Origin of the sequence: Acinetobacter sp. YH12236 (genome assembly GCF_013417645.1) — a bacterium.
GTDB lineage: Bacteria > Pseudomonadota > Gammaproteobacteria > Pseudomonadales > Moraxellaceae > Acinetobacter.
The window spans coordinates 30,216-50,544 of record NZ_VPDM01000014.1; the positions used below are offsets into that span (position 1 = coordinate 30,216).

15 protein-coding genes are annotated in these 20,329 nt (G+C 43.7%); 14 read left to right on the forward strand and 1 reads right to left on the reverse strand.

The window, feature by feature from the left end; all coding sequences use genetic code 11:
- Positions 1-25: 25 nt before the first annotated feature.
- Positions 26-829, forward strand: coding sequence for a putative RNA methyltransferase (locus FTV14_RS08035; protein WP_180016597.1), 804 nt, complete (start codon positions 26-28; stop codon positions 827-829).
- A gap of 58 nt (positions 830-887) precedes the next feature.
- Here FTV14_RS08035 and ponA read toward each other — a convergent pair whose 3' ends face one another.
- A complete protein-coding gene (gene ponA / locus FTV14_RS08040; RefSeq protein ID WP_180033724.1) occupies positions 888-3,416 on the reverse strand; it encodes a penicillin-binding protein PBP1a in 2,529 nt (842 codons plus the stop codon).
- Between the two features lie 166 nt (positions 3,417-3,582).
- Here ponA and FTV14_RS08045 point away from each other — a divergent pair, with 166 nt between their 5' ends.
- The 13 genes from FTV14_RS08045 to FTV14_RS08105 all read left to right on the forward strand — a co-directional run bounded on the left by FTV14_RS08045 (position 3,583) and on the right by FTV14_RS08105 (position 20,167).
- Positions 3,583-4,641, forward strand: coding sequence for a pilus assembly protein PilM (locus FTV14_RS08045; protein WP_180053720.1), 1,059 nt, complete (start codon positions 3,583-3,585; stop codon positions 4,639-4,641).
- Positions 4,641-5,279, forward strand: a complete 639-nt coding sequence (locus tag FTV14_RS08050) for a PilN domain-containing protein (RefSeq protein WP_005233586.1) — start codon at positions 4,641-4,643, stop codon at positions 5,277-5,279. Before FTV14_RS08045 ends, FTV14_RS08050 begins: the two co-directional genes overlap by 1 nt.
- Positions 5,276-5,992, forward strand: a complete 717-nt coding sequence (locus FTV14_RS08055; RefSeq protein WP_034702183.1) for a type 4a pilus biogenesis protein PilO — start codon at positions 5,276-5,278, stop codon at positions 5,990-5,992. Before FTV14_RS08050 ends, FTV14_RS08055 begins: the two co-directional genes overlap by 4 nt.
- Positions 5,992-6,519, forward strand: a complete 528-nt coding sequence (locus tag FTV14_RS08060; protein ID WP_180053721.1) for a pilus assembly protein PilP — start codon at positions 5,992-5,994, stop codon at positions 6,517-6,519. Before FTV14_RS08055 ends, FTV14_RS08060 begins: the two co-directional genes overlap by 1 nt.
- A gap of 61 nt (positions 6,520-6,580) precedes the next feature.
- The gene (gene pilQ / locus FTV14_RS08065; RefSeq protein WP_373685629.1) at positions 6,581-8,701 is read left to right on the forward strand and encodes a type IV pilus secretin PilQ; all 2,121 of its coding nucleotides are present in this window, start codon (positions 6,581-6,583) and stop codon (positions 8,699-8,701) included.
- 36 nt (positions 8,702-8,737) lie between these two features.
- Positions 8,738-9,274 carry a shikimate kinase AroK gene (gene aroK / locus FTV14_RS08070; RefSeq protein WP_005233593.1) on the forward strand — a complete coding sequence of 179 codons (537 nt, stop codon included), beginning with the start codon at positions 8,738-8,740 and terminating at the stop codon, positions 9,272-9,274.
- Positions 9,275-9,302: 28 nt separating this feature from the next.
- Entirely contained in the window at positions 9,303-10,382 is a 1,080-nt protein-coding gene (aroB, locus tag FTV14_RS08075; protein ID WP_180053722.1) for a 3-dehydroquinate synthase, read from the forward strand.
- 12 nt (positions 10,383-10,394) lie between these two features.
- Positions 10,395-11,246 (forward strand): hypothetical protein, encoded by an 852-nt coding sequence (locus FTV14_RS08080; protein ID WP_179992175.1) that lies wholly within the window; start codon positions 10,395-10,397, stop codon positions 11,244-11,246.
- Between the two features lie 450 nt (positions 11,247-11,696).
- Positions 11,697-16,172 (forward strand): glutamate synthase large subunit, encoded by a 4,476-nt coding sequence (gene gltB / locus FTV14_RS08085; protein ID WP_180053723.1) that lies wholly within the window; start codon positions 11,697-11,699, stop codon positions 16,170-16,172.
- Between the two features lie 72 nt (positions 16,173-16,244).
- A complete protein-coding gene (locus tag FTV14_RS08090) occupies positions 16,245-17,666 on the forward strand; it encodes an FAD-dependent oxidoreductase (protein ID WP_180025542.1) in 1,422 nt (473 codons plus the stop codon).
- Positions 17,667-17,938: 272 nt separating this feature from the next.
- Entirely contained in the window at positions 17,939-18,532 is a 594-nt protein-coding gene (locus FTV14_RS08095) for a LemA family protein (protein WP_218945503.1), read from the forward strand.
- A gap of 37 nt (positions 18,533-18,569) precedes the next feature.
- Positions 18,570-19,613: a TPM domain-containing protein gene (locus tag FTV14_RS08100; RefSeq protein WP_180053724.1), complete on the forward strand. Its 1,044-nt coding sequence runs from the start codon at positions 18,570-18,572 to the stop codon at positions 19,611-19,613.
- Positions 19,607-20,167, forward strand: coding sequence for a TPM domain-containing protein (locus tag FTV14_RS08105; RefSeq protein ID WP_180053725.1), 561 nt, complete (start codon positions 19,607-19,609; stop codon positions 20,165-20,167). Before FTV14_RS08100 ends, FTV14_RS08105 begins: the two co-directional genes overlap by 7 nt.
- The last annotated feature ends 162 nt before the right edge of the window (positions 20,168-20,329 follow it).

Sequence of the window (20,329 nt, forward strand, 5' to 3'; positions counted from 1 at the left end):
TTTTTTGTTTTGGAGAAATTTAAAAATGAACCTACTGATGTGTCCTGTTTGTCGTGAGCAGTTACGCTTAAATGAACGTACATGGCGCTGTGACAATCAGCATAGCTATGATGTAGCCAAGCAGGGTTATGTGAACCTGCATGTGGTGCAGCATAAACATAGTAAAAATCCGGGCGATACGCCTGAATCTGTGCAGGCACGCCGTGCATTTCTGAGTGCAGGCCATTATGCGCCTTTGCAACAGGCTGTGGTCAAGAAAATCCGTGAGCTGCGGATTGAAAATCTGCTCGATATTGGTTGTGGCGAAGGCTATTACACCAATGCCATGCAGGCTGAAGTCATGCAATGTGTCGGCGTAGATATTGCCAAAAATGCAGTTCAGGTTGCAGCTAAACTGAATAAAGAAATTACCTGGGTGGTAGGGACAGGGGCAACCTTGCCGGTATTGGATCAATCCATTGATCTCTGTACCAGCTTATTTAGCCCGATTCCGAAACAGGAAATCTTGCGGGTATTAAAGCCAAAATCTTATTTGATGGTAGTGACGCCTGCACCACAACATTTGTACGCGATGCGGGAAGCCTTATTTGAGGAAGTGAAAGCACACGAGCCACAGAAATTTGTTGAGCAGTTGCAGGATGTATTTAATCTGGTAAGTGAACAGGTGATTGATGCGCCAATGACTTTGCCTCAAGCGGATTTAAAAAACCTGATTGCTATGACTCCCTATGCTTATAAAGCCAAACCTGAACGCCGTTTGGCACTTGAGCAGCAGGATCAATTCGATTTAATGGCCCAATTCCAGATTTATGTATTTCAGAAGAAGTAAATCGGTTATTTAGAAATAAAAAATCCCTCATTATTGAGGGATTTTTTATTGGTTCAGATTATTCAAGTTCTTCAATCAAGTTTTCCAAAGGATCCACCACCCGATTTGGCTGTGGTGGCTGGTCTCTTGGGGCCACTCTTTCATCATCCGGTATGCGAATTTCCTGATCAGGCAAATCTTCAAAATCATTGCTTTGTCGTTTAGGTGCTACAACCGGGGCAGGGCGATACAGAGGCGTCGCTAAAGGTGGAGAAGACGGATCATGCTGTTCCTGCTCACCTTGCACTACTTTATTACGGTTAATAGGTGCTTTAGCATTACGATCCAGGCGAACCCAAGCTTCTGGTGTACCTTTTAAGGCATTACCCATAAAGTCGGTCCAGATTGGTAAGGCTGCCACGCCACCGTATTCACGGCGACCTAAAGTTTTTGGCTGGTCGAAACCGACCCAGGTAACGGTGACCAGTTTGCCATTAAAACCTGCAAACCAGGCATCTTTGGCATCATTGGTGGTACCGGTTTTACCCCCAATATCGCTACGACCAATTCTTAAAGCAGCACGTCCTGTACCATGCTGAATCACATCACGCAGGATATTGGCCATATCATAAGCAGAACTAGATTTTAAAATACGTTCTGCCTGACGGTAATTACTGTCTTCAGCCGAGATTTTTGGTGTCTCTGGTTTTTGCGCTAGGGTCTTGTTATTGATTTCAATTGCTTCATCATCAGGAGTGAGTGCGGCTGTTGGTTGAGGACTTTCTTCCTGAGCATTAATACACGAGATGCAGGCATATTCAGGCTTAGCCTCAAAAATGGTCTTGCCATAGGCATCTTCGATCCGCGTAATAAAATGTGGCTGAATCCGATAACCGCCATTGGCGAACGTAGCATAACCAGTAGCCATTTGGATTGGTAAAACCTGAGGTGTACCTAGAGCAATGGTATAGTTCCGTGGAATCTGGTTATCCTGCAAGCCAAAATCCATAAATAACTGACGTGTACGCTCAATACCAACAGTTTGTAATAGGCGTACTGAAACCGTGTTACGTGACAGATATAAAGCACGACGTAAAGGAATCATCCCTAAATAACGGCCATCCGAATTACGCGGACTCCATTTACCAATAGTAATCGGTGCATCATTGACCATGGTGTGTGGAGTCATACCACGTTCTAAAGCCAGAGCGTAAACGAAGGGTTTAATAGTTGAACCCGGCTGACGCCAGCCTTGAGTCGCACGGTTAAATTTGGATTGATAAAAATTATAACCACCCACAATGGCTTCAATCGCACCATTATTCGGGTTCAATGCAATTAATTGGCCCTGTACCTGAGGCGTTTGTACCAGTGCCCAGGAACTTTTATTCTCGTTAGGTCTTAAACGAACAATATCTTTAACTTTGACAATCTGTGATGCTCTGCTTGGTGCAGCACCTACACTATCTGCACTACGATAAGGACGGGCCCAGGACATGCCTGACCAAGGCACAGTTACAGTTGTACCATCCTGCATCAACGCTTCAAAGCTATTATTATTGACCTTGGTCACTTCAGCAGGGTAAGTGTTGGCATAGACACGGAAATTTTGCAGGGGCTGATCGTGAGCTTCAGCACCTCGCCAGCCATGACGACGATCATAAGCTTCTAAACCGTCCTGTACCGCCTGTTCAGCATAAGCCTGACGTTCACTATGGATCGTCGTGTAGACTTTATAACCTGAATCTATGGCCTGTTCACCAAAATTTTCTACTAGTTCGGAGCGAACCATTTCACCGACGTAGGGAAATTTGTTACGCGTACTGCGGTCAGGCATATCCAGGTTAATCGGTTCAGCAATGGCTTCCTGATATTGGCTTTGATTCAGATACCCCAATTGCAGCATGCGACCTAAAATCCAGTTACGGCGTTCTAATGCACGTTTAGGGTTGGCCACCGGATTATAACGAGAAGGTGCTTTAGGTAGGCCAGCAATCATTGCCATTTGCGCAATCGAAAGCTCATCTAAACTTTTGTTGTAATAGATTTTCGCTGCTGCCGCAATGCCGTAAGCATTTTTCCCCAAGAAAATTTTATTGACATATAAAGTCAGAATTTCTTCTTTACTTAAATTCTGTTCTATTTTACGTGCCAGGAAAATTTCAGTCAGCTTACGCTTTAAAGTACGTTCGGGACTTAAATAGTAGTTTTTGGCGACCTGCATGGTAATGGTCGAACCGCCAGTCTGTACATCAGAGCCGGTAATAGTTTCACTGACTGCACGTCCTAAGCCTTTAAAGCTGATCCCGCTGTGTTCGAAGAAACTAGAATCTTCTGCAGCGAGGAAGGCGTGAATAAATTCTTTCGGAATCTGTTCATAATTCACAGGAACAGAAAGCTTGCCACCATACTCTGCAATGAGCTCATTATCTGAGCTAAAAACTTGTAAAGGCTTTAATAAAGGTGCCTTTTTAAGCGTAGACATTTCAGGCAAAGATGGGGCAATATAGAGATACATGCCATAGAAACCCATCGGAATTGAGATCAAAATAATGATAATGATCAAAAAAAATGGATGAACAAGGCCTGAACAAGATAGCTTTTTCATAACAAGTAAGTTTTAATAAGAGCTAATGGCAAACTAATTACCGGTCAGTATATCCTTTAGATATACATATTGTTAGATGAGTTATTGTATCTGTATAAAATTATAGGCCGGCACAGATTGGTGAGTTTGTTTTTATTGGGGATAAAAAAATAATAGGAATTGTATTGTGCGCAGGTTATATCGTAAGCCAAATAAGGGGTTAATAGGAGTCGATATTAGTTCGACTTCTGTTAAAGTTTTAGAGCTCTCTGTAAAGAACGGTCGGTACTGGGTAGAAAGTTATGCTTTGGTCCCATTACCAGAAAGTAGTGTCGTTGAAAAAAATATTTTAAATCCAGAAGCGGTGGGTGATGCGTTGGGGCGTGCGATTAATTTGGCCAATACCCAGTCCAGTCAGTCAGCCTTTGCGATTCCAACTTCTATGGTTATCACCAAGATCATCGAAATGGATGTCGATATGTCGGATGATGAACGTGAAATTCAGATTCGTGAAGATGCTGAACAATATATTCCTTTCCCTCTTGATGAAGCCAGCCTGGACTTTGAAGTTCTGCCAGACCGTTTAACCAATCCAAACCGGGTCAATGTCCTGTTGGTGGCGACCCGAATCGAAAATGTTGAAGCGCGTTCTGAAGTACTGCAAATTGCCAATCTCAACCCAAAAATTGCAGATGTCGAAAGTTTTGCATTAGAAAATGCATTCAAGGTGTTTTCGGATACCTTGCCGATGGGGGTAAATACTGTCGGGATCCTGGATATTGGTCATAGTATGACGACCTTATCCGTCATGCAGAATAACAAGATCATTTATACTCGTGAGCAGGTTTTTGGTGGTAAGCAGCTGACTCAGGAAATCCAGAACCGTTATGGATTATCTTTTGAGGAAGCAGGGCGTGCTAAAAAAACCCGTGCCTTACCGGATGATTATGATATCGAAGTGCTGGAACCTTTCCTGGATGCAGTCGTGCAGCAGGCAGCGCGTTCATTACAGTTCTTCTTCTCTTCATCTCAGTTTAACGAGATTGACCATATTTTATTGGCAGGGGGGAATGCCAATATTCCAGGTCTGGCAAAACTATTACAGCAAAAACTCGGCTACCGGGTCACAATTGCCAATCCATTCCTGCAAATGGGCTTTTCTCCTCAAATTGATATTAAAAAAATTGAAAATGACGCGTCCTCACTCATGGTTGCATGTGGTTTGGCATTGAGGAGTTTTGATTAATGGCAAAGATTAACTTACTCCCTTGGCGCGATGAGCTAAGAATTAAAAGAAATAATGAATTTGTAGCGATTTGCGCAGGGGCACTTTTTCTAGGATTGGCAGCAGCAGGTTCAACCTGGTTCTATTATGATCAAAAACTTCAGGATCAGGAACAGGCCAACCAGCTGGTGGTCAGTACTAACCAGAATCTGGATGTACAGCTGAAAGCATTGGATGGTTTACAAGACCAGCGTAATGCAATTGTTGAACGTATGAAGCTGATTCAGGGTCTACAGACTCAACGGCCGATTGCAGTTCACCTGATTGATGAAATTGTACGGGTCACACCAAGCAATATGTATATTACCAAATTCCAGCGTACCGGCGATAAATTCACCATTGAAGGTAAGGCAGAAAGTCCGAATACAGTGGCTGAATTGCTACGTAATCTGGAAGCTTCCACCTGGTATCGTAATGCATTTATGAATGCTTTCCTGGTTGCTGAAGAGCCAAAAGATAAAGCGCCATCCTCAGTGATTCCTCGAGTAGAAGAATCTTATGGCAGCTTTACGGTCACGGTTGATCTGGATCAAATCGCTGAGCCAACACTTAAAGAAGGACAAACACCAGCCACAACTACAGCGGAGGCATCATCATGAGTAATGACGGATTCGATGAATTAAGCCAAGACGTCGTGGCTGTTCCTAGGAAAAAAATGACAGTTGAAAAGTTCTTTCAACAATTCAATACACTAGATCCAAATAATTATGGTAGCTGGCCATTATCAGTCAAAATTACCTGCTGGATCTTTATTGTTATTCTGGTTTTTATGCTGGGGTATTTCGGGTTTATTCGCGGCAAGATAGAAGCGATTTCACAAGCCAGTGCTCAAGAGCAAAACCTGTTAAATGAATTCCGGGAAAAGGAATCCAAGCTGCGGAATTTACAGCAGTATCAGATTCAGTTGCAGGAGATGGAAGCACGCTTTAATCAGCAATTGGAACAACTGCCGAAAGAAACTGAAATTCCTGGCCTGGTTGAAGATATTAACCTGAGTGGGGTGAACTCTGGACTGAAATTCAAGAATATTCGTCTTGAACCTGAAATCAAGCAGGAATTCTTTATTGAGCAGCCGATCGCGATTGAAGCCACTGGGGATTATCACGCCTTTGGTTCTTTTGTAAGTAGTATCGCGGGGCTTTCGCGCATCGTTACACTGCATGATTTCACCATTACAGGAACTGAAAATAAAGAAAAGAAATCTGAAATTCCTGTTATTGATTATGTAGTGAAAGCGAAAACCTACCGTTATGTAGGCAATGCAGATGCTTCATCTACTTCAGCTACAACTGATACGCAGGGAGCTCAGTAATGAATATCATTAAAATTACTTCAGCTTTAACGCTTGGATTTTTATTGGTGGGTTGCGAATCAAGAATTGATGCAGTCAATCAGGAAATGACCAATATTCGTAATCAACCACCATTACCAATTGAGCCGGCACCAGATTTTATTCCGACAGAAATGTTTAATTACGCAGCTCATCAGCTGAAAAGTCCTTTCCTGCCAAGCTCTTTAGCAGCTGAATTGAAAATTATGGCGGGTAAGCGGGTTTATCCAAACTTGTCACGCCAATTACAGCCCTTAGAGAGTTACCCACTGGAAACCTTAAGTATGAAGGGCAGTATGCGGAATCAGGCGGGGCAGATTCTGGCTCTAATTCAAACGCCTGATGGGGAAATTGAACGGATACAACGTGGCAGCTATATGGGACTTAATCATGGTCGTGTAACGAGAATTACGCCGACACAGATTGACTTGATTGAGATTATTCCAGATGGCCGTGAGGGATATGTGGAACGTCCACGAAGTCTGGTTTTGATTGGACCAGCGCCATAAGTTTTAAGGAATAAAAATGAATAAGAGTATTAAAGAATTTATTTTTGGGGATGCTAATACAATGAATCATGTGTTTCGTCAGTTTTCTATGGGGGCTGTCGCGATTGCTGTGATGCAAGCAGCGAGTGCGCAAGTTTCAATGACCAATGTAGTGCCAATGCAAATTCCTGGACAGGGAACTGAAATCCGGGTGATGTTTAATGGCTTGCCACCTCAGCCTCAAGCTTATCAGCTGGAATCTCCATCACGCCTGATTCTGGATTTTAATGAGGCCCAACAAAATCTAAAACAGTCTAGTATTCCAGTCGCAACTGCTGAAGCCAGTTCAGTGGATGTTAGCTCGGATGCACAGCGTTCTCGTTTGACAGTGAATCTTGCTAATGCAGGTGCATTTACGACGCGTGTGGAAGGCAATACCTTTATTTTAAAAATTAATTCTGCCACTCCAGTCGCTATTGCTCAGCCTGTACAACAGCAGGTCGCTCAGGGGATTACTAATATTGGTTTCCAGCGGGGTGCGCAAGGTGAAGGACTGGTGGTAATTGATCTGGCAGGTCAGAACACACCAGTCGATGTACAGCAGCAGGGAACCAAAGTGATTGTGCGGACTCTGGGCTCCAAGATTCCGGCACATTTGACCCGACGTTTGAATGTGAATGATTTTGCCACGCCTGTTTCAACCGTAGATGCAGTCAATCAAAATGGTTCAGGTGTAATTACTATTCAGTCTGCAGAAAGTTATGAATATATGGCTTTCCAGACGGATAATAAGCTGACGATTAGTTTGAAGCGTCCAGAAGTTAAGGGTCCATTACGTCCTAAATCAGTCGCTTATACAGGCAAGAAAATTTCCCTCGATTTCCAAGATATTGAAGTTCGTCGAGTTCTACAATTATTAGCCGATTTTACCGATATCAATATGGTTGCTGCAGATAGCGTACAGGGTAATATTACCTTACGCCTCAAAGAAGTGCCTTGGGATCAGGCTTTAGATATCGTGTTAAAAACCAAAAATCTGGATAAACGCCGTAATGGTAATGTGATCTGGATTGCACCGGTGGCAGAACTAATTAAGGCCGAAGAAGAAGAAGCGAAAGCACTAGCACAGAGTGTTAAGCTTGCACCAATTCAAACTGAATATATGCAGCTCAGTTATGCAAAAGCAGCAGATATTGAAAAACTGATTACTCAAAATAAGAGTGCATCAGGATCAGGGAGCTCGAATAGCACAAGTAACGGTGATGATAGAGAAAGTTTATTAAGTTCACGTGGCTCTATCTCTATTGATGCTCGTACCAATACCATTATTGTGAATGATACCCAGCCATTTATTGATAAAATTCGCAATATGGTCGATCTACTTGATGTGCAAGTGAAGCAGGTGATGGTAGAGGCGCGTATTGTCCGTGCAACCACTGACTTTACCAAAGAAATGGGGGTGAAGTGGGGAATCCTATCTCAAGGGATTACCAATAATAATCACCTTCTTGTAGGGGGGAGTGACACTACTCTATGGGATTTGAGAGATCCTCAAGAAAGTGATTTAGGGGGATTTACCTATGATATTCAACGCCCGGATAACCTAAATGTAGACTTAGGGGTAACCAGTCAAGGAGCAAGCCGTATTGCTTTTGGCTTAATCAGCCTTTCAGATTTTATGCTGGATCTTGAACTTTCTGCACTACAGGCAGACGGTTATGGTGAAGTGATTTCTACGCCGAAAGTGCTCACTGCTGATAAGCAAAAAGCAACTGTGGCTTCTGGTTCGCAAATTCCATATCAGTCCGCAGAAGGTGGTGGTGCTAATGCAGTTTCAACTACTGAATTTATTGATGCAACTTTAAGTCTGGACGTTACACCAAGTATTACCCCAGATGGCAAGGTACAGATGGAGTTGAATATTACCAGTGACTCACCAGGAAATCCGACACCCACTGGACAGTTAACGATAAATAAAAACCAGATCAATACTAATGTACTGGTTGATAATGGTGAAACAGTAGTGTTAGGGGGTATTTTTGAGCAAGAAACTCGAAATGCACAAACTAAGGTGCCTTTCCTGGGCGATCTACCTTATTTAGGCCGTTTATTCCGTAAAGATGTAAAATCAGATAACAAGCGTGAGTTACTGATTTTTGTTACGCCTCGAATTGTTAATGACAGTGTTTCAAGAAATCATTAATATATTTTGAATTTAACAAAATGAATAGGTGACTCCTTGCCAAGCAAAGAGTTTGAAACCCTGCCAAATATCTATTTGGTAGGGCCGATGGGGGCCGGTAAAACAACAGTAGGACGACATTTAGCAGAACTGTTAGGACGAGAATTTCTGGACAGCGATCATGAAATTGAGCGGAAAACAGGAGCTACAATTCCCTGGATCTTCGAAAAAGAGGGTGAAAAGGGTTTTCGTCATCGTGAAACTGTTGTCATTGATGAGTTAACCTCACGTCCACAGCTGGTGCTTGCGACTGGTGGTGGCGCAATTACTCAGGCTCCTAATCGGGATTATTTAAAGCAGCGAGGCATCGTTGTTTATCTTTACACTCCAGTTGAAATTCAGCTTCAGCGAACCTATCGCGACAAAAACCGGCCCTTGTTACAAGTTGAAAATCCTGAACAGAAACTTAGAGATCTGCTTGCAGTGCGGGATCCGTTATACCGGGAAGTCGCACATTACATTATTGAGACCAATCAGGGAGCTGCACGAGATCTGGCGCAGCGTATTCTGAATCTCATCCTTCCGAAAAAATAAGTTCAGTTGAAAAAGTGGTCATTCCCTCATGAAAACCTTATATGTCGAACTCGGTGAACGTCGTTACCCTATTTTTATTGGCAGTAACTTGAATCCTCAGGAATTGCTTGAGCCCTATATCCATGGCAAGCAGGTGATGATTGTCAGTAATGATACGGTGACACCACTCTATCTGGATCGCTATAAGGCTGCATTGGAAAATCTGGGTAAAACTGTGGCGACCTGTATTTTACCGGATGGCGAGAAATACAAAAATATTGAGCATCTAAACCTGATTTTTGATGCATTGCTTGAGGCGGGTTTTAACCGCGATTGTACAGTTCTGGCACTCGGTGGTGGTGTTATTGGAGATATGGCCGGCTTTGCTTCTGCCTGTTTCCAGCGTGGAGTATATTTTATTCAGGTGCCAACGACGTTGCTGTCTCAAGTAGATTCCAGTGTTGGGGGTAAAACCGGCATTAATCATCCACTGGGTAAAAACATGATTGGTGCTTTCCAGCAGCCACAAGTGGTGCTGGCAGATATGTCGCAGCTATCTACGCTGCCAGATCGTGAGCTATCTGCCGGTCTGGCTGAAGTGATCAAATATGCCTTGCTCGGTGATGAAGAATTTCTGGTCTGGTTAGAAGCCAATATGGAAGGTCTTATTGCCCGTGATGAGCAATTGCTGGCCGAAGCGGTTTATCGTTCTTGTGCGCATAAAGCTCGTATTGTAGCGAATGATGAAAAAGAGCAGGGTGAGCGTGCTTTACTTAATCTCGGTCATACTTTTGGTCATGCGATCGAGTCTTATCTGGGCTATGGTGAATGGCTACATGGTGAAGCTGTAGCAACCGGTATGGTGATGGCAGCAGATTTATCCCATCGCATGGGCTGGATTTCATTAAAAGACCTTGAGCGTACAAAAAAAATCATTTCTCGTGCGCAATTACCTATTGTTTGTCCTAAAATCCCACTTGACGATTTCTTGGCTTACATGGCTCACGACAAGAAAGTTTTAAATGGGCAGCTTCGTCTTGTATTATTGCAGCAACTTGGAAAAGCGGTCATTACTCGAGACTTTGATGTCGAGTTGATGCAACAGGCGATTTTAGCTCATCAGGCATAGGTTTAAATTTTTATGACAGCATTACGTACCCCTTGGCAAAAGATTCAGCATTATTTCTGGCTGGTCTGTGGCGTATGCTGTCTATTTGCTGCCTTGGTTTTTTGGGCTATTACCGATACAGATGAAGTGGTAGAAGTAGAGAAGAAGCCGGAAACGGAAGTTGAATTACAGATTCAACCAGAAAAAGTGGCCTCAATGACCCATCTTGGTGCACTTTCTGATGAGGTTAAGCCTCTTGCTCTCAATACTCGGATTGTTGTCAATGTTAGTCATGAGCCTGAATTCCGCGGAACCAAATATATTGGTGAAGTAAAGAAACAGCATGCGATTGAGCTATTTCGTGTAGGTAATGAAGCCATTCTAAAAACCTTCCTGAAAAAGCAGCAGGATCGTAAGCCTTTTGTTTATTTAAGGCTTTCGGGTGAGAACCAGCCTGAACAATATGTATTGTTATATGGTCTGTATAAAACCGCAGCAGAAGCTCAACAGGCTTTATCAGTGCTCAATCTGAATCTGCCTAAATCCGTCCAGCCTAAAGTTGTGGCCATGCAACAATATGCCAGTCTAGTCAACAGTATGGGTTCGGAAGAACTGGCAAGTAATCAAAAACTTTATGAAATTCAGTTGAAAAATGTACCTTTACCGAAAGTCGATGAATCCGTACAGATAAGACCGAAAGCTCAACCTTCAGCACCTGTGGTCACCCCTAAAGAAAGCACCACGAGTACCACGATTGTTCGACGTGATCAGGAAGGTAATGTAGTAGATGTACAGAAATCTCAAAGTCATGTCGAAGGAAGTCCGCGCTCATCAAATGGCAATTCTCGACCTCAAGAAAACGAGATTAGTGATCCATTTAACTAGGCCGGTCTAAAATAGCGCACGGACACTTTATCTTTATTATAAATGTGCGCTTTTGGTGCAAAAAATACGCACCATAAATAATCATAATTTTCCTTTTGTAGGCTAAATCTTTGTCATTTGTGTTGTTTTGATTTTTGCTCCTTAAGTTGGCATGAAATTTGCTTTATTGGTGCATGAATTGAATTAATCTCCCTGTTTTGGCGCGAAAATGATTCGATGAATAGGCGTAATTGTCATCTTTGTTGCTTATTTTTATCTTATCCATCAGCAAAATGAATGTTATTTTTCATGCATTCCGTCTGAAAAAGGATTATGTTGAAAAGATACTCAATGATATTTTGCTCTATAAAGCTGCTTAGCTTGCGGAGTAAATCAGACAGTCACGCACAGCAGAATTTAGATTGTTTAATAGCCTATCGGGCTTAGTGAAATGAAGGGTACGCTATGCACATGCCATCGCTTAATAATGTAGCTCCCGCTCAAGGTTTATACCAACCGGATGAGTTTAAAGATAACTGTGGTTTCGGTTTGATCGCCCATATGCAGGGTGATGCCAGTCATGATCTGGTCAAGACCGCAATTCATAGTCTAAGTTGTATGACCCACCGTGGCGGTATTGCTGCTGATGGCAAGACCGGTGATGGTTGTGGTCTATTGCTGGCAATGCCTAAAGAATTCTTCCGTGAAGAGGCCAAACGCTTAAGTGACATTACCTTAAGTGAGATTTTTGCTGTGGGTACAGTATTCCTGAATCTGGATCCAGCATTAGCCGCACATGCAAAACAAGTCCTGACGAAAGAAATTGAAGAAGAAGGCTGTCGCGTTATCGCATGGCGTGTTGTACCGACGAATAATGATGCGCTCGGTGAGATTGCAATGCAGTCTCTGCCAGCTTTTGAACAGGTGATTGTTAACTGCCCAATCGGTGTGACTGAAGTTGAATTCAACCGTAAATTGTTCCTTGCGCGTCGTCGTGCTGAACAGCAGTTAACCAGTGATCCATATTTCTATGTGACGACCTTATGCTCAACTGTAATCAGCTATAAAGGTCTGATGATGCCAGCAGCTATTGCTGACTTCTATACTGACCTGGCTGATGAGCGTCTGGCATCACATATCGTGGTCTTCCATCAACGTTTCTCTACCAATACATTGCCACGCTGGCCACTAGCTCAGCCATTCCGTTACCTGGCGCACAATGGTGAGATCAACACTATTACGGCTAACCGTAACTGGGCAATGGCGCGTACGCCTAAATTTGAAAACCCGTTACTGCCAGGTCTGACTGAGCTGAATCCAATCGTAAACCGTACTGGTTCAGATTCATCTAGTCTGGATAACATGCTGGAAATCCTCGTGGGTGGTGGTATGGATCTGTTCCGTGCGCTACGTATGCTGGTTCCACCTGCTTGGCAGAACGTTGAAACTTTAGATGCTGACTTACGTGCATTCTATGAGTTCAACTCTAAACATATGGAAGCATGGGATGGCCCTGCTGGTTTAGTTATCCAAGACGGTCGTCATGCGATCTGTATGCTGGATCGTAACGGCTTGCGTCCGGCACGTTGGGTCATCACTAAAAATGGCTACATCACACTGGCTTCAGAAATCGGTGTATGGGGTTATGAACCTGAAGATGTCATTTCTAAAGGACGTGTAGGTCCTGGCCAAATGCTGGTGATCGATACTTATACCGGTAAAGTATTAGATACTCAGGATGTGAATAATCACCTGAAACGTATGCGTCCGTACCGTGAATGGTTACGTGAAAATGCTGTACGTCTACAAGGTAGCCCTGAGCTGGAAGAATATCTATGTGAGCGAGGCTTGAAAGGTGACAACCTGAAAGCGGCACAGAAAATGTTCATGGTAACTTTCGAAGAACGTGACCAGTTGCTGCGTCCAATCGCTGAAAGCGGCCAGGAAGCTGTGGGTTCTATGGGTGATGATACCCCGATGGCGGTTCTGTCACGTCAAGTACGTCATGTATCAGACTATTTCCGTCAGCAGTTCGCACAGGTAACGAATCCGCCAATCGATCCATTACGTGAATCGATTGTAATGTCACTAGAAACCTGTTTAGGTCGTGAACAAAATGTTTTCGAGCAGGGTCCAGAACATGCAGACCGTCTGATTATTTCAAGTCCGGTCCTGTCTAATTCAAAAATGCATCAGATCCGCACGCTAGGCCGCACAGGTTATGAGATTGCAGATATTGATCTGAACTATGCTGAAACTGAAGGTCTGGAAGCTGCGATTGCTCGTATTTGCGAAGAATCAGCGCAAGCGATTCGTGACGGCAAAACTTTATTGGTACTTTCAGACAAGAAAATCCGTGAAGGTTACTTGCCAGCCAATGCTGTGATGGTCACTGGTGCAGTACACCACCACCTAATCAATACTGGTCTGCGTACTGATGCGAACCTGATTGTTGAAACCGGTTTTGCACGTGATCCACATCAATTTGCCGTTCTGCTGGGCTTTGGTGCGACAGCAATTTATCCGTACCTGGCATATGACGTGATCAATGATCTGGTGGCTAAAGGTGAATTGCTGGGCGATCCAGTATATGCACAAAACAATTTCCGTAAGGGGATTGAAAAAGGCCTGCTGAAAGTCCTGTCTAAGATGGGTATTTCAACTGTAGCTTCTTACCGTGGCGGTCAGCTGTTTGAAGCAATCGGCCTATCTAATGAAGTCGTGGACAAATGCTTCGTAGGTGTTCCGAGCCGTATTCAGGGTGCAACTTTTGTTGATCTTGAAAATGACCAGAAACAATTGGCTGATATCGCGTGGAAAAACCGTAAACCAATTGATCAAGGTGGCTTGCTGAAATTTGTATTCGGCAAGGAATACCATGCATTTAACCCGGACGTAATTAATTCACTGCATAAAGCAGTACGTTCTGGTAATTATGCAGATTTTAAAGAATATGCAGAACTGGTGAATAACCGTCCGATCGCAACGATTCGTGACCTATTCAAACTGAAAACAGACAATTCGATTGCACTGGATCAAGTGGAATCTGTAGAAGAGATTCTGCCTCGCTTTGACTCTGCGGGTATGTCTTTGGGTGCCTTATCTCCTGAAGCACATGAGGCGATTGCGATTGCCATGAACACCATCGGTGGTCGTTCAAACTCGGGTGAGGGCGGTGAAGATCCAGCGCGTTACGGCACTATTCGTAACTCGAAAATCAAACAAATTGCATCCGGTCGTTTTGGTGTGACTCCTGCTTACTTAACTTCAGCAGAAGTCCTGCAAATTAAAGTCGCGCAAGGTGCAAAACCAGGTGAAGGTGGCCAGTTGCCGGGCGGTAAAGTAAACGGTCTCATTGCCCGTTTGCGTTACTCTGTACCAGGTGTAACCCTGATTTCACCACCACCACACCATGATATCTATTCAATCGAAGATTTATCTCAGTTGATCTTTGACTTGAAACAGGTCAATCCGCAAGCGATGGTATCGGTGAAACTGGTATCTGAACCGGGTGTAGGTACGATTGCAGCAGGTGTGGCAAAAGCTTATGCCGATTTTATTACCATTTCTGGTTATGATGGTGGTACAGCAGCATCTCCATTGTCTTCGATTCACCATGCGGGTTCTCCATGGGAATTAGGTTTAAGTGAAGCGCATCAAGCACTTCGTGTAAACGACCTGCGTGGCAAAGTACGCGTTCAAACTGATGGTGGTTTAAAAACTGGTCTGGACGTCGTAAAAGCTGCGATCTTGGGTGCAGAAAGCTTCGGCTTCGGTTCAACACCAATGATTGCCTTAGGTTGTAAATACCTGCGTATTTGTCACTTGAATAACTGTGCGACCGGTGTTGCGACTCAGCAGGATCATCTGCGTCAAGAGCACTACATCGGCGAACCACAAATGCTGATCAACTTCTTCACTTTCATTGCTGAAGAAACTCGTGAATGGTTGGCTGCATTGGGTGTATCTAGCCTGAAAGACCTGATCGGTCGTACCGACTTGCTGGAAATCCTGCCAGGTGAAACTGACAAGCATGCTCACCTTGACCTGAGCAAACTGCTAGAGTCACATCCAGCAGCAGAAGGCAAAGCACAATACTGTGAAGTACAGGGTAATGAACCATTCGATAAAGGTATTCTGGCTGAGAAGATGGTAGAAGAAATTCTGCCAGCAATCGAAGCAGGTACAGGTGGTGAATACAGCTTTACCGTAGGTAACTGTGACCGTTCGATTGGTGCACGTCTGTCAGGTGAAATTGCCAAACGTTATGGCAACCTGAGTATGGAAGCACATCCGGTTAAAGTAAATTTAACTGGTACAGCGGGTCAGTCACTCGGTGTCTGGAATGCCGGTGGTCTGCATCTGAAACTGGAAGGTGATGCGAACGACTACGTGGGTAAAGGTATGGCAGGTGGCCGTATCTCGATTTTCCCACCGAAAGGTTCGCCATTCCAGACTCAAAATACTGCGATCATTGGTAATACCTGTCTGTATGGTGCGACTGGTGGTAAATTGTTTGCTGCGGGTACTGCAGGTGAGCGTTTTGCAGTTCGTAACTCAGGTGCCTTCGCCGTGATTGAAGGTGCAGGCGATCACTGCTGTGAATATATGACTGGCGGTATCGTGACAGTCTTGGGTAAAGTAGGTCATAACTTCGGTGCAGGTATGACCGGTGGTTTTGCTTATGTATTGGACCTGGACAATGATTTTGTAGATCATTACAACCACGAGTTGATTGAACTGAACCGTATCTCAACTGAAGCGATGGAAGAACATCAGACCTTTTTGCTTCGCATTTTAGATGAACATATTGCAGAAACAGGTAGTGCTTGGGCGTACAAGATCCGCCATGAGTTTGATTTCTATAGTCGTAAGTTCTGGCTGGTAAAACCAAAAGCAGCTAACTTATTGACCTTGTTGAAAACAACTCAAGCTGATCCACAATAATTCCACTACTGCAGATATAGGCAGACCTAAGGTAATGCGAATAAAGCCTTGGGTCTACCCACGGAGAGAGAGATGGCAGAACGCCTAAATAATGACTTTCAATTCCTGGATGTCGCACGCCAAGATCCAGAGAAAAAAGAGATTGACGTCCGCAAAGCAGAATTTGTGGAAATTTATAAACCTTTCACAACAGAAGTGGCTGCAAATCAGTCACATCGTTGTCTAGGTTGTGGTAACCCGTACTGTGAATGGAAATGTCCGGTTCATAACTACATCCCAAACTGGTTGAAGTTACTGGCAGAAGGCCGTATTTTCCAGGCAGCAGAACTGTGTCACCAAACCAATACTTTGCCAGAAGTCTGTGGTCGTGTTTGTCCTCAAGACCGTCTGTGTGAAGGTGCTTGTACCTTGAATGATGGTTTTGGTGCAGTCACCATTGGTAATGCCGAGAAATATATTAATGACACCGCTTTCGCTTTAGGCTGGCGTCCAGACATGTCTCATGTGAAATGGACTGACAAGAAGGTTGCTATCATTGGAGCAGGTCCTGCCGGTCTAGGCTGTGCTGATATTCTGGTACGTAATGGTGTTAAACCTGTTGTATTTGATAAACGTCCTGAAATTGGTGGTCTGCTGACTTTCGGTATCCCAGAATTCAAGATGGAAAAAGATGTGATGAAACGCCGTCGTGAAATCTTCACGGGTATGGGGGTTGAATTCCGTCTGAATACTGAAATTGGTACCGATGTCACTATCGACCAGTTACTCGCTGACTATGATGCTGTCTTTATGGGTATGGGAACATACACTTATATGAAAGGTGGCTTTGCTGGTGAAGATCTGGATGGCGTCTATGATGCACTGGATTTCCTGATTGCTAACGTGAACCGTTGTCAAGGTTGGGAAAAAGACCCATCCGAATACATCAGCGTTGAAGGCAAGAAAGTGATTGTCTTAGGCGGTGGTGATACCGCGATGGACTGTAACCGTACTTCAATTCGTCAAGGTGCTGAGTCAGTGGTTTGTGCTTATCGTCGTGATGAAGCGAACATGCCGGGTTCACGTCGTGAAGTAAAAAATGCGCGTGAAGAAGGTGTGGAATTCCAGTTCAACCGTCAACCTATCGAAATCGTGGGTGAAAATGGCAAAGTGACTGGCGTAAAAGTGGTAACGACTCAACTGGGTCAACCAGACAGCCGTGGCCGCCGTAGTCCGGAACCAATTCCAGGTTCAGAAGAAATTCTGCCTGCAGATGCGGTATTGCTAGCATTTGGTTTCCGTACCAGCCCAGCAGACTGGTTCACTGATGTAGAAATCAATCTGGATGGTTCAGGTCGCGTACTTGCAGCTGAACAACAGCAATACAAATTCCAGACTTCAAATCCAAAAATCTTTGCTGGTGGCGACATGGTCCGTGGTTCTGACCTGGTGGTGACTGCGATCTGGGAAGGTCGTCAGGCTGCAGAAGGTATTCTCGATTATCTTGATATTTAATCTAATTTAATCATCTATTTAAAAAAAACCCGCTGCGGTGGGTTTTTTTATTTTTCTTTGTTTTGAATATTTGGTTAGCTTAATCCTATGAGCTTATAAAATATGAATTTGAACTTATCAATATATCCAATATTAATTCGTAGCTCTGAAGCAGAACAGAAGGAATAAAAAACGATAAAAGTAAAAAATTATAAAAATTAACAAAAACTAGGAAAAATATGTTTAAAATCAAATTAATTAAATAAATATCAATAAAGAATTGAGGATAAAAGATGATCCCTGTATTAAAAAAATCTTTCATTGCTCTGATGTTAGCCAGTACCCTGACGCTTACAGGTTGTGGCTATAACACCTTACAAGTCAAGGATGAGGCAGTAACTGCGGCATGGTCTGAAGTGCAGAACCAATATCAGCGCCGTGCTGACTTGGTGCCGAATCTGGTGAATGTGGTAAAAGGCTATGCCGCACATGAAGAGCAGGTATTGACTGAGGTGACTCAGGCACGCGCCAATGTTGCAGGTTTGAAAGTTGATCGTGAAGTGCTGGAAGATCCTGAATTGTTCCAGCGTTATCAGGAGGCACAGGCACAAATGACCAGTGCCTTGTCACGTCTACTGGCAGTAACTGAAAATTATCCTGATCTAAAAGCCAACGAGCAGTTCCGCGATCTGCAGGTACAACTTGAAGGTACTGAAAACCGTATTGCAGTAGCACGTAACCGTTATATTACGACTGTACAAGATTTTAACTCTTATGCACGTCAGTTCCCGCAGGTGATGACAGCCAAAGTTATTGGGATGGATACCAAACCAAACTTTAGTGCAGAGCAGAGTGCGCAACAGGCACCTAAGGTTTCATTTGAATAAGCCTGATCTTGGGTAATCTGCTAATAAGGTGGCTGCAATGATGCATATAAGCGCTGTAAAACTTTGTACAGGTATATTTCTCAGCCTCATTATGAGCCTGATGAATCCTGCCTGGAGTGAAACAGCAACGGCAACTGATACAGAAGAAGTGATTGTTGCACGTGAAATTTTGCAGCCTAAAACGAATACTACGGATCAAAATGTAGAATCTGCAGATACAGCACCGCAGCGCCAAATTGCCAATGATATGGCAGAAGGTCAGGTTCAGCGCGACTTGCCCACCATGAATGAGCCGGTGATTGATCAGGCAAATTTATTAACAGCAGCAGAAAAACAGCAACTTAGTCAACGAATCATCAATCTTTATCAGGCGGGTAAGGCTCAGATTGGCGTAGTAATTGTCCCTACCACGGGCCAGGAAGATATTTTTGACTATTCTATGCGTGTGGCAGATCGCTGGCAACTGGGTTCAAAAGAGCATGATAATGGTCTGTTAATGACCATTGCAGTAAATGATCATCGTATCCAGATTTTAACTGGATATGGGTTAGAAGGTGTTCTGCCAGATATTGTGGCTGGACGAATTATTAATAACAAAATTACGCCTTTGTTTAAGCAGGGTCAGTATGCGCAAGGGATAGATGCGGGACTGGCAGAAATCGAGCGTATTTTAAATCTGGATCCAGAAATTGCAGCTCGAGCAGCGGCTGAGCTTAAAGAGCGTCAGGAGCAGGCTTATAAAGCGCAGCAAGCATCTCAAGCAACTTTTGGTTCGGTTATTTTTATTATCATCGCTGGTGTCATTGGTTCCATGATCTTTGGCAGGAAGCTGAGTGCAGCGACTGCTGCAGTGGCTGGAACTGCAGCTGGTCTGGTGAATGGCATGGGATTGGTTGCTAGCGTATTAATTGGTGCTGGAGTTTTCTTTTTGCTTGTGACCTCACTTGCTCAGTTGATCCTGCATGCTTTCATGGCAGGTGGCGGTCGTGGCGGCGGTAGTGGACGTGGTGGTTTTGGAGGCGGCGGCTTCGGTGGAGGCGGCGGTGGTTTTGGTGGGGGAGGAGCATCAGGCTCATGGTAACAACTACAGATACAACAGATATAGTCACGCAGCCTAAGCTGGAAGAACATGCTCAACCAAGTTTTAAGCGCTGGCTCAAGCACTTCTTTTATATGCCTGCAACTAAGCGGTTTTTCTCCAAGCAGGATCAGCATGCCATTGCATTAGCTGTAGAAGAAGCCGAGCATGGGCATGTGGGGGAAATTCAGGTCGTGATTGAAGGATCTCTACCTTCTCGTTCTGCTTATTACCAGGATACGCTGTGTCGTGCCCGACAACTCTTTGCTGAACTTGGCGTTTGGGATACCGAATATAATAGTGGGGTACTGCTCTATTTGAACCTCTGCGAACACAAGGTTGAAATTGTGATTGATCGGGGAATCAAAGATGCAACGACCCAATACGTTTGGGATGAAATATGCCAAAATATTATTCATCATTTAGTCCAGCAGAAGTTTAAAGAAGGTGTAATTGAAGGAGTGAAACAGATTGGACAGGTTTTAGATCATTATTACGATCGTAAAATAGATGATTTAGAGAATGAATTAGGTAATAAACCGATTATATTGGGGTGATTTTAGTCAACTAACTGACAACTTTTGTCAGTTAGTTACACAAAAGAAAACATAATAGTTACAAAAATAAAAATATTTTTTTAAAGTGCTGTTTTTTCTCTTAATTTTATTATAATAAAACTTGGCATACTTAATGCTAACTATAAATAAGCTAAATGAGCT

Bases quoted from the DNA above. Each gene is read 5' to 3' on its own strand.
- FTV14_RS08035 (WP_180016597.1), top strand. From the start codon at position 26: ATGAACCTACTGATGTGTCCTGTTTGTCGTGAGCAGTTACGCTTAAAT.
- ponA (WP_180033724.1), bottom strand. From the start codon at position 3,416: ATGAAAAAGCTATCTTGTTCAGGCCTTGTTCATCCATTTTTTTTGATC.
- FTV14_RS08050 (WP_005233586.1), top strand. From the start codon at position 4,641: ATGGCAAAGATTAACTTACTCCCTTGGCGCGATGAGCTAAGAATTAAA.
- FTV14_RS08055 (WP_034702183.1), top strand. From the start codon at position 5,276: ATGAGTAATGACGGATTCGATGAATTAAGCCAAGACGTCGTGGCTGTT.
- FTV14_RS08060 (WP_180053721.1), top strand. From the start codon at position 5,992: ATGAATATCATTAAAATTACTTCAGCTTTAACGCTTGGATTTTTATTG.
- pilQ (WP_373685629.1), top strand. From the start codon at position 6,581: ATGAATCATGTGTTTCGTCAGTTTTCTATGGGGGCTGTCGCGATTGCT.
- aroB (WP_180053722.1), top strand. From the start codon at position 9,303: ATGAAAACCTTATATGTCGAACTCGGTGAACGTCGTTACCCTATTTTT.
- FTV14_RS08080 (WP_179992175.1), top strand. From the start codon at position 10,395: ATGACAGCATTACGTACCCCTTGGCAAAAGATTCAGCATTATTTCTGG.
- gltB (WP_180053723.1), top strand. From the start codon at position 11,697: ATGCCATCGCTTAATAATGTAGCTCCCGCTCAAGGTTTATACCAACCG.
- FTV14_RS08090 (WP_180025542.1), top strand. From the start codon at position 16,245: ATGGCAGAACGCCTAAATAATGACTTTCAATTCCTGGATGTCGCACGC.
- FTV14_RS08095 (WP_218945503.1), top strand. From the start codon at position 17,939: ATGATCCCTGTATTAAAAAAATCTTTCATTGCTCTGATGTTAGCCAGT.
- FTV14_RS08100 (WP_180053724.1), top strand. From the start codon at position 18,570: ATGATGCATATAAGCGCTGTAAAACTTTGTACAGGTATATTTCTCAGC.
- FTV14_RS08105 (WP_180053725.1), top strand. From the start codon at position 19,607: ATGGTAACAACTACAGATACAACAGATATAGTCACGCAGCCTAAGCTG.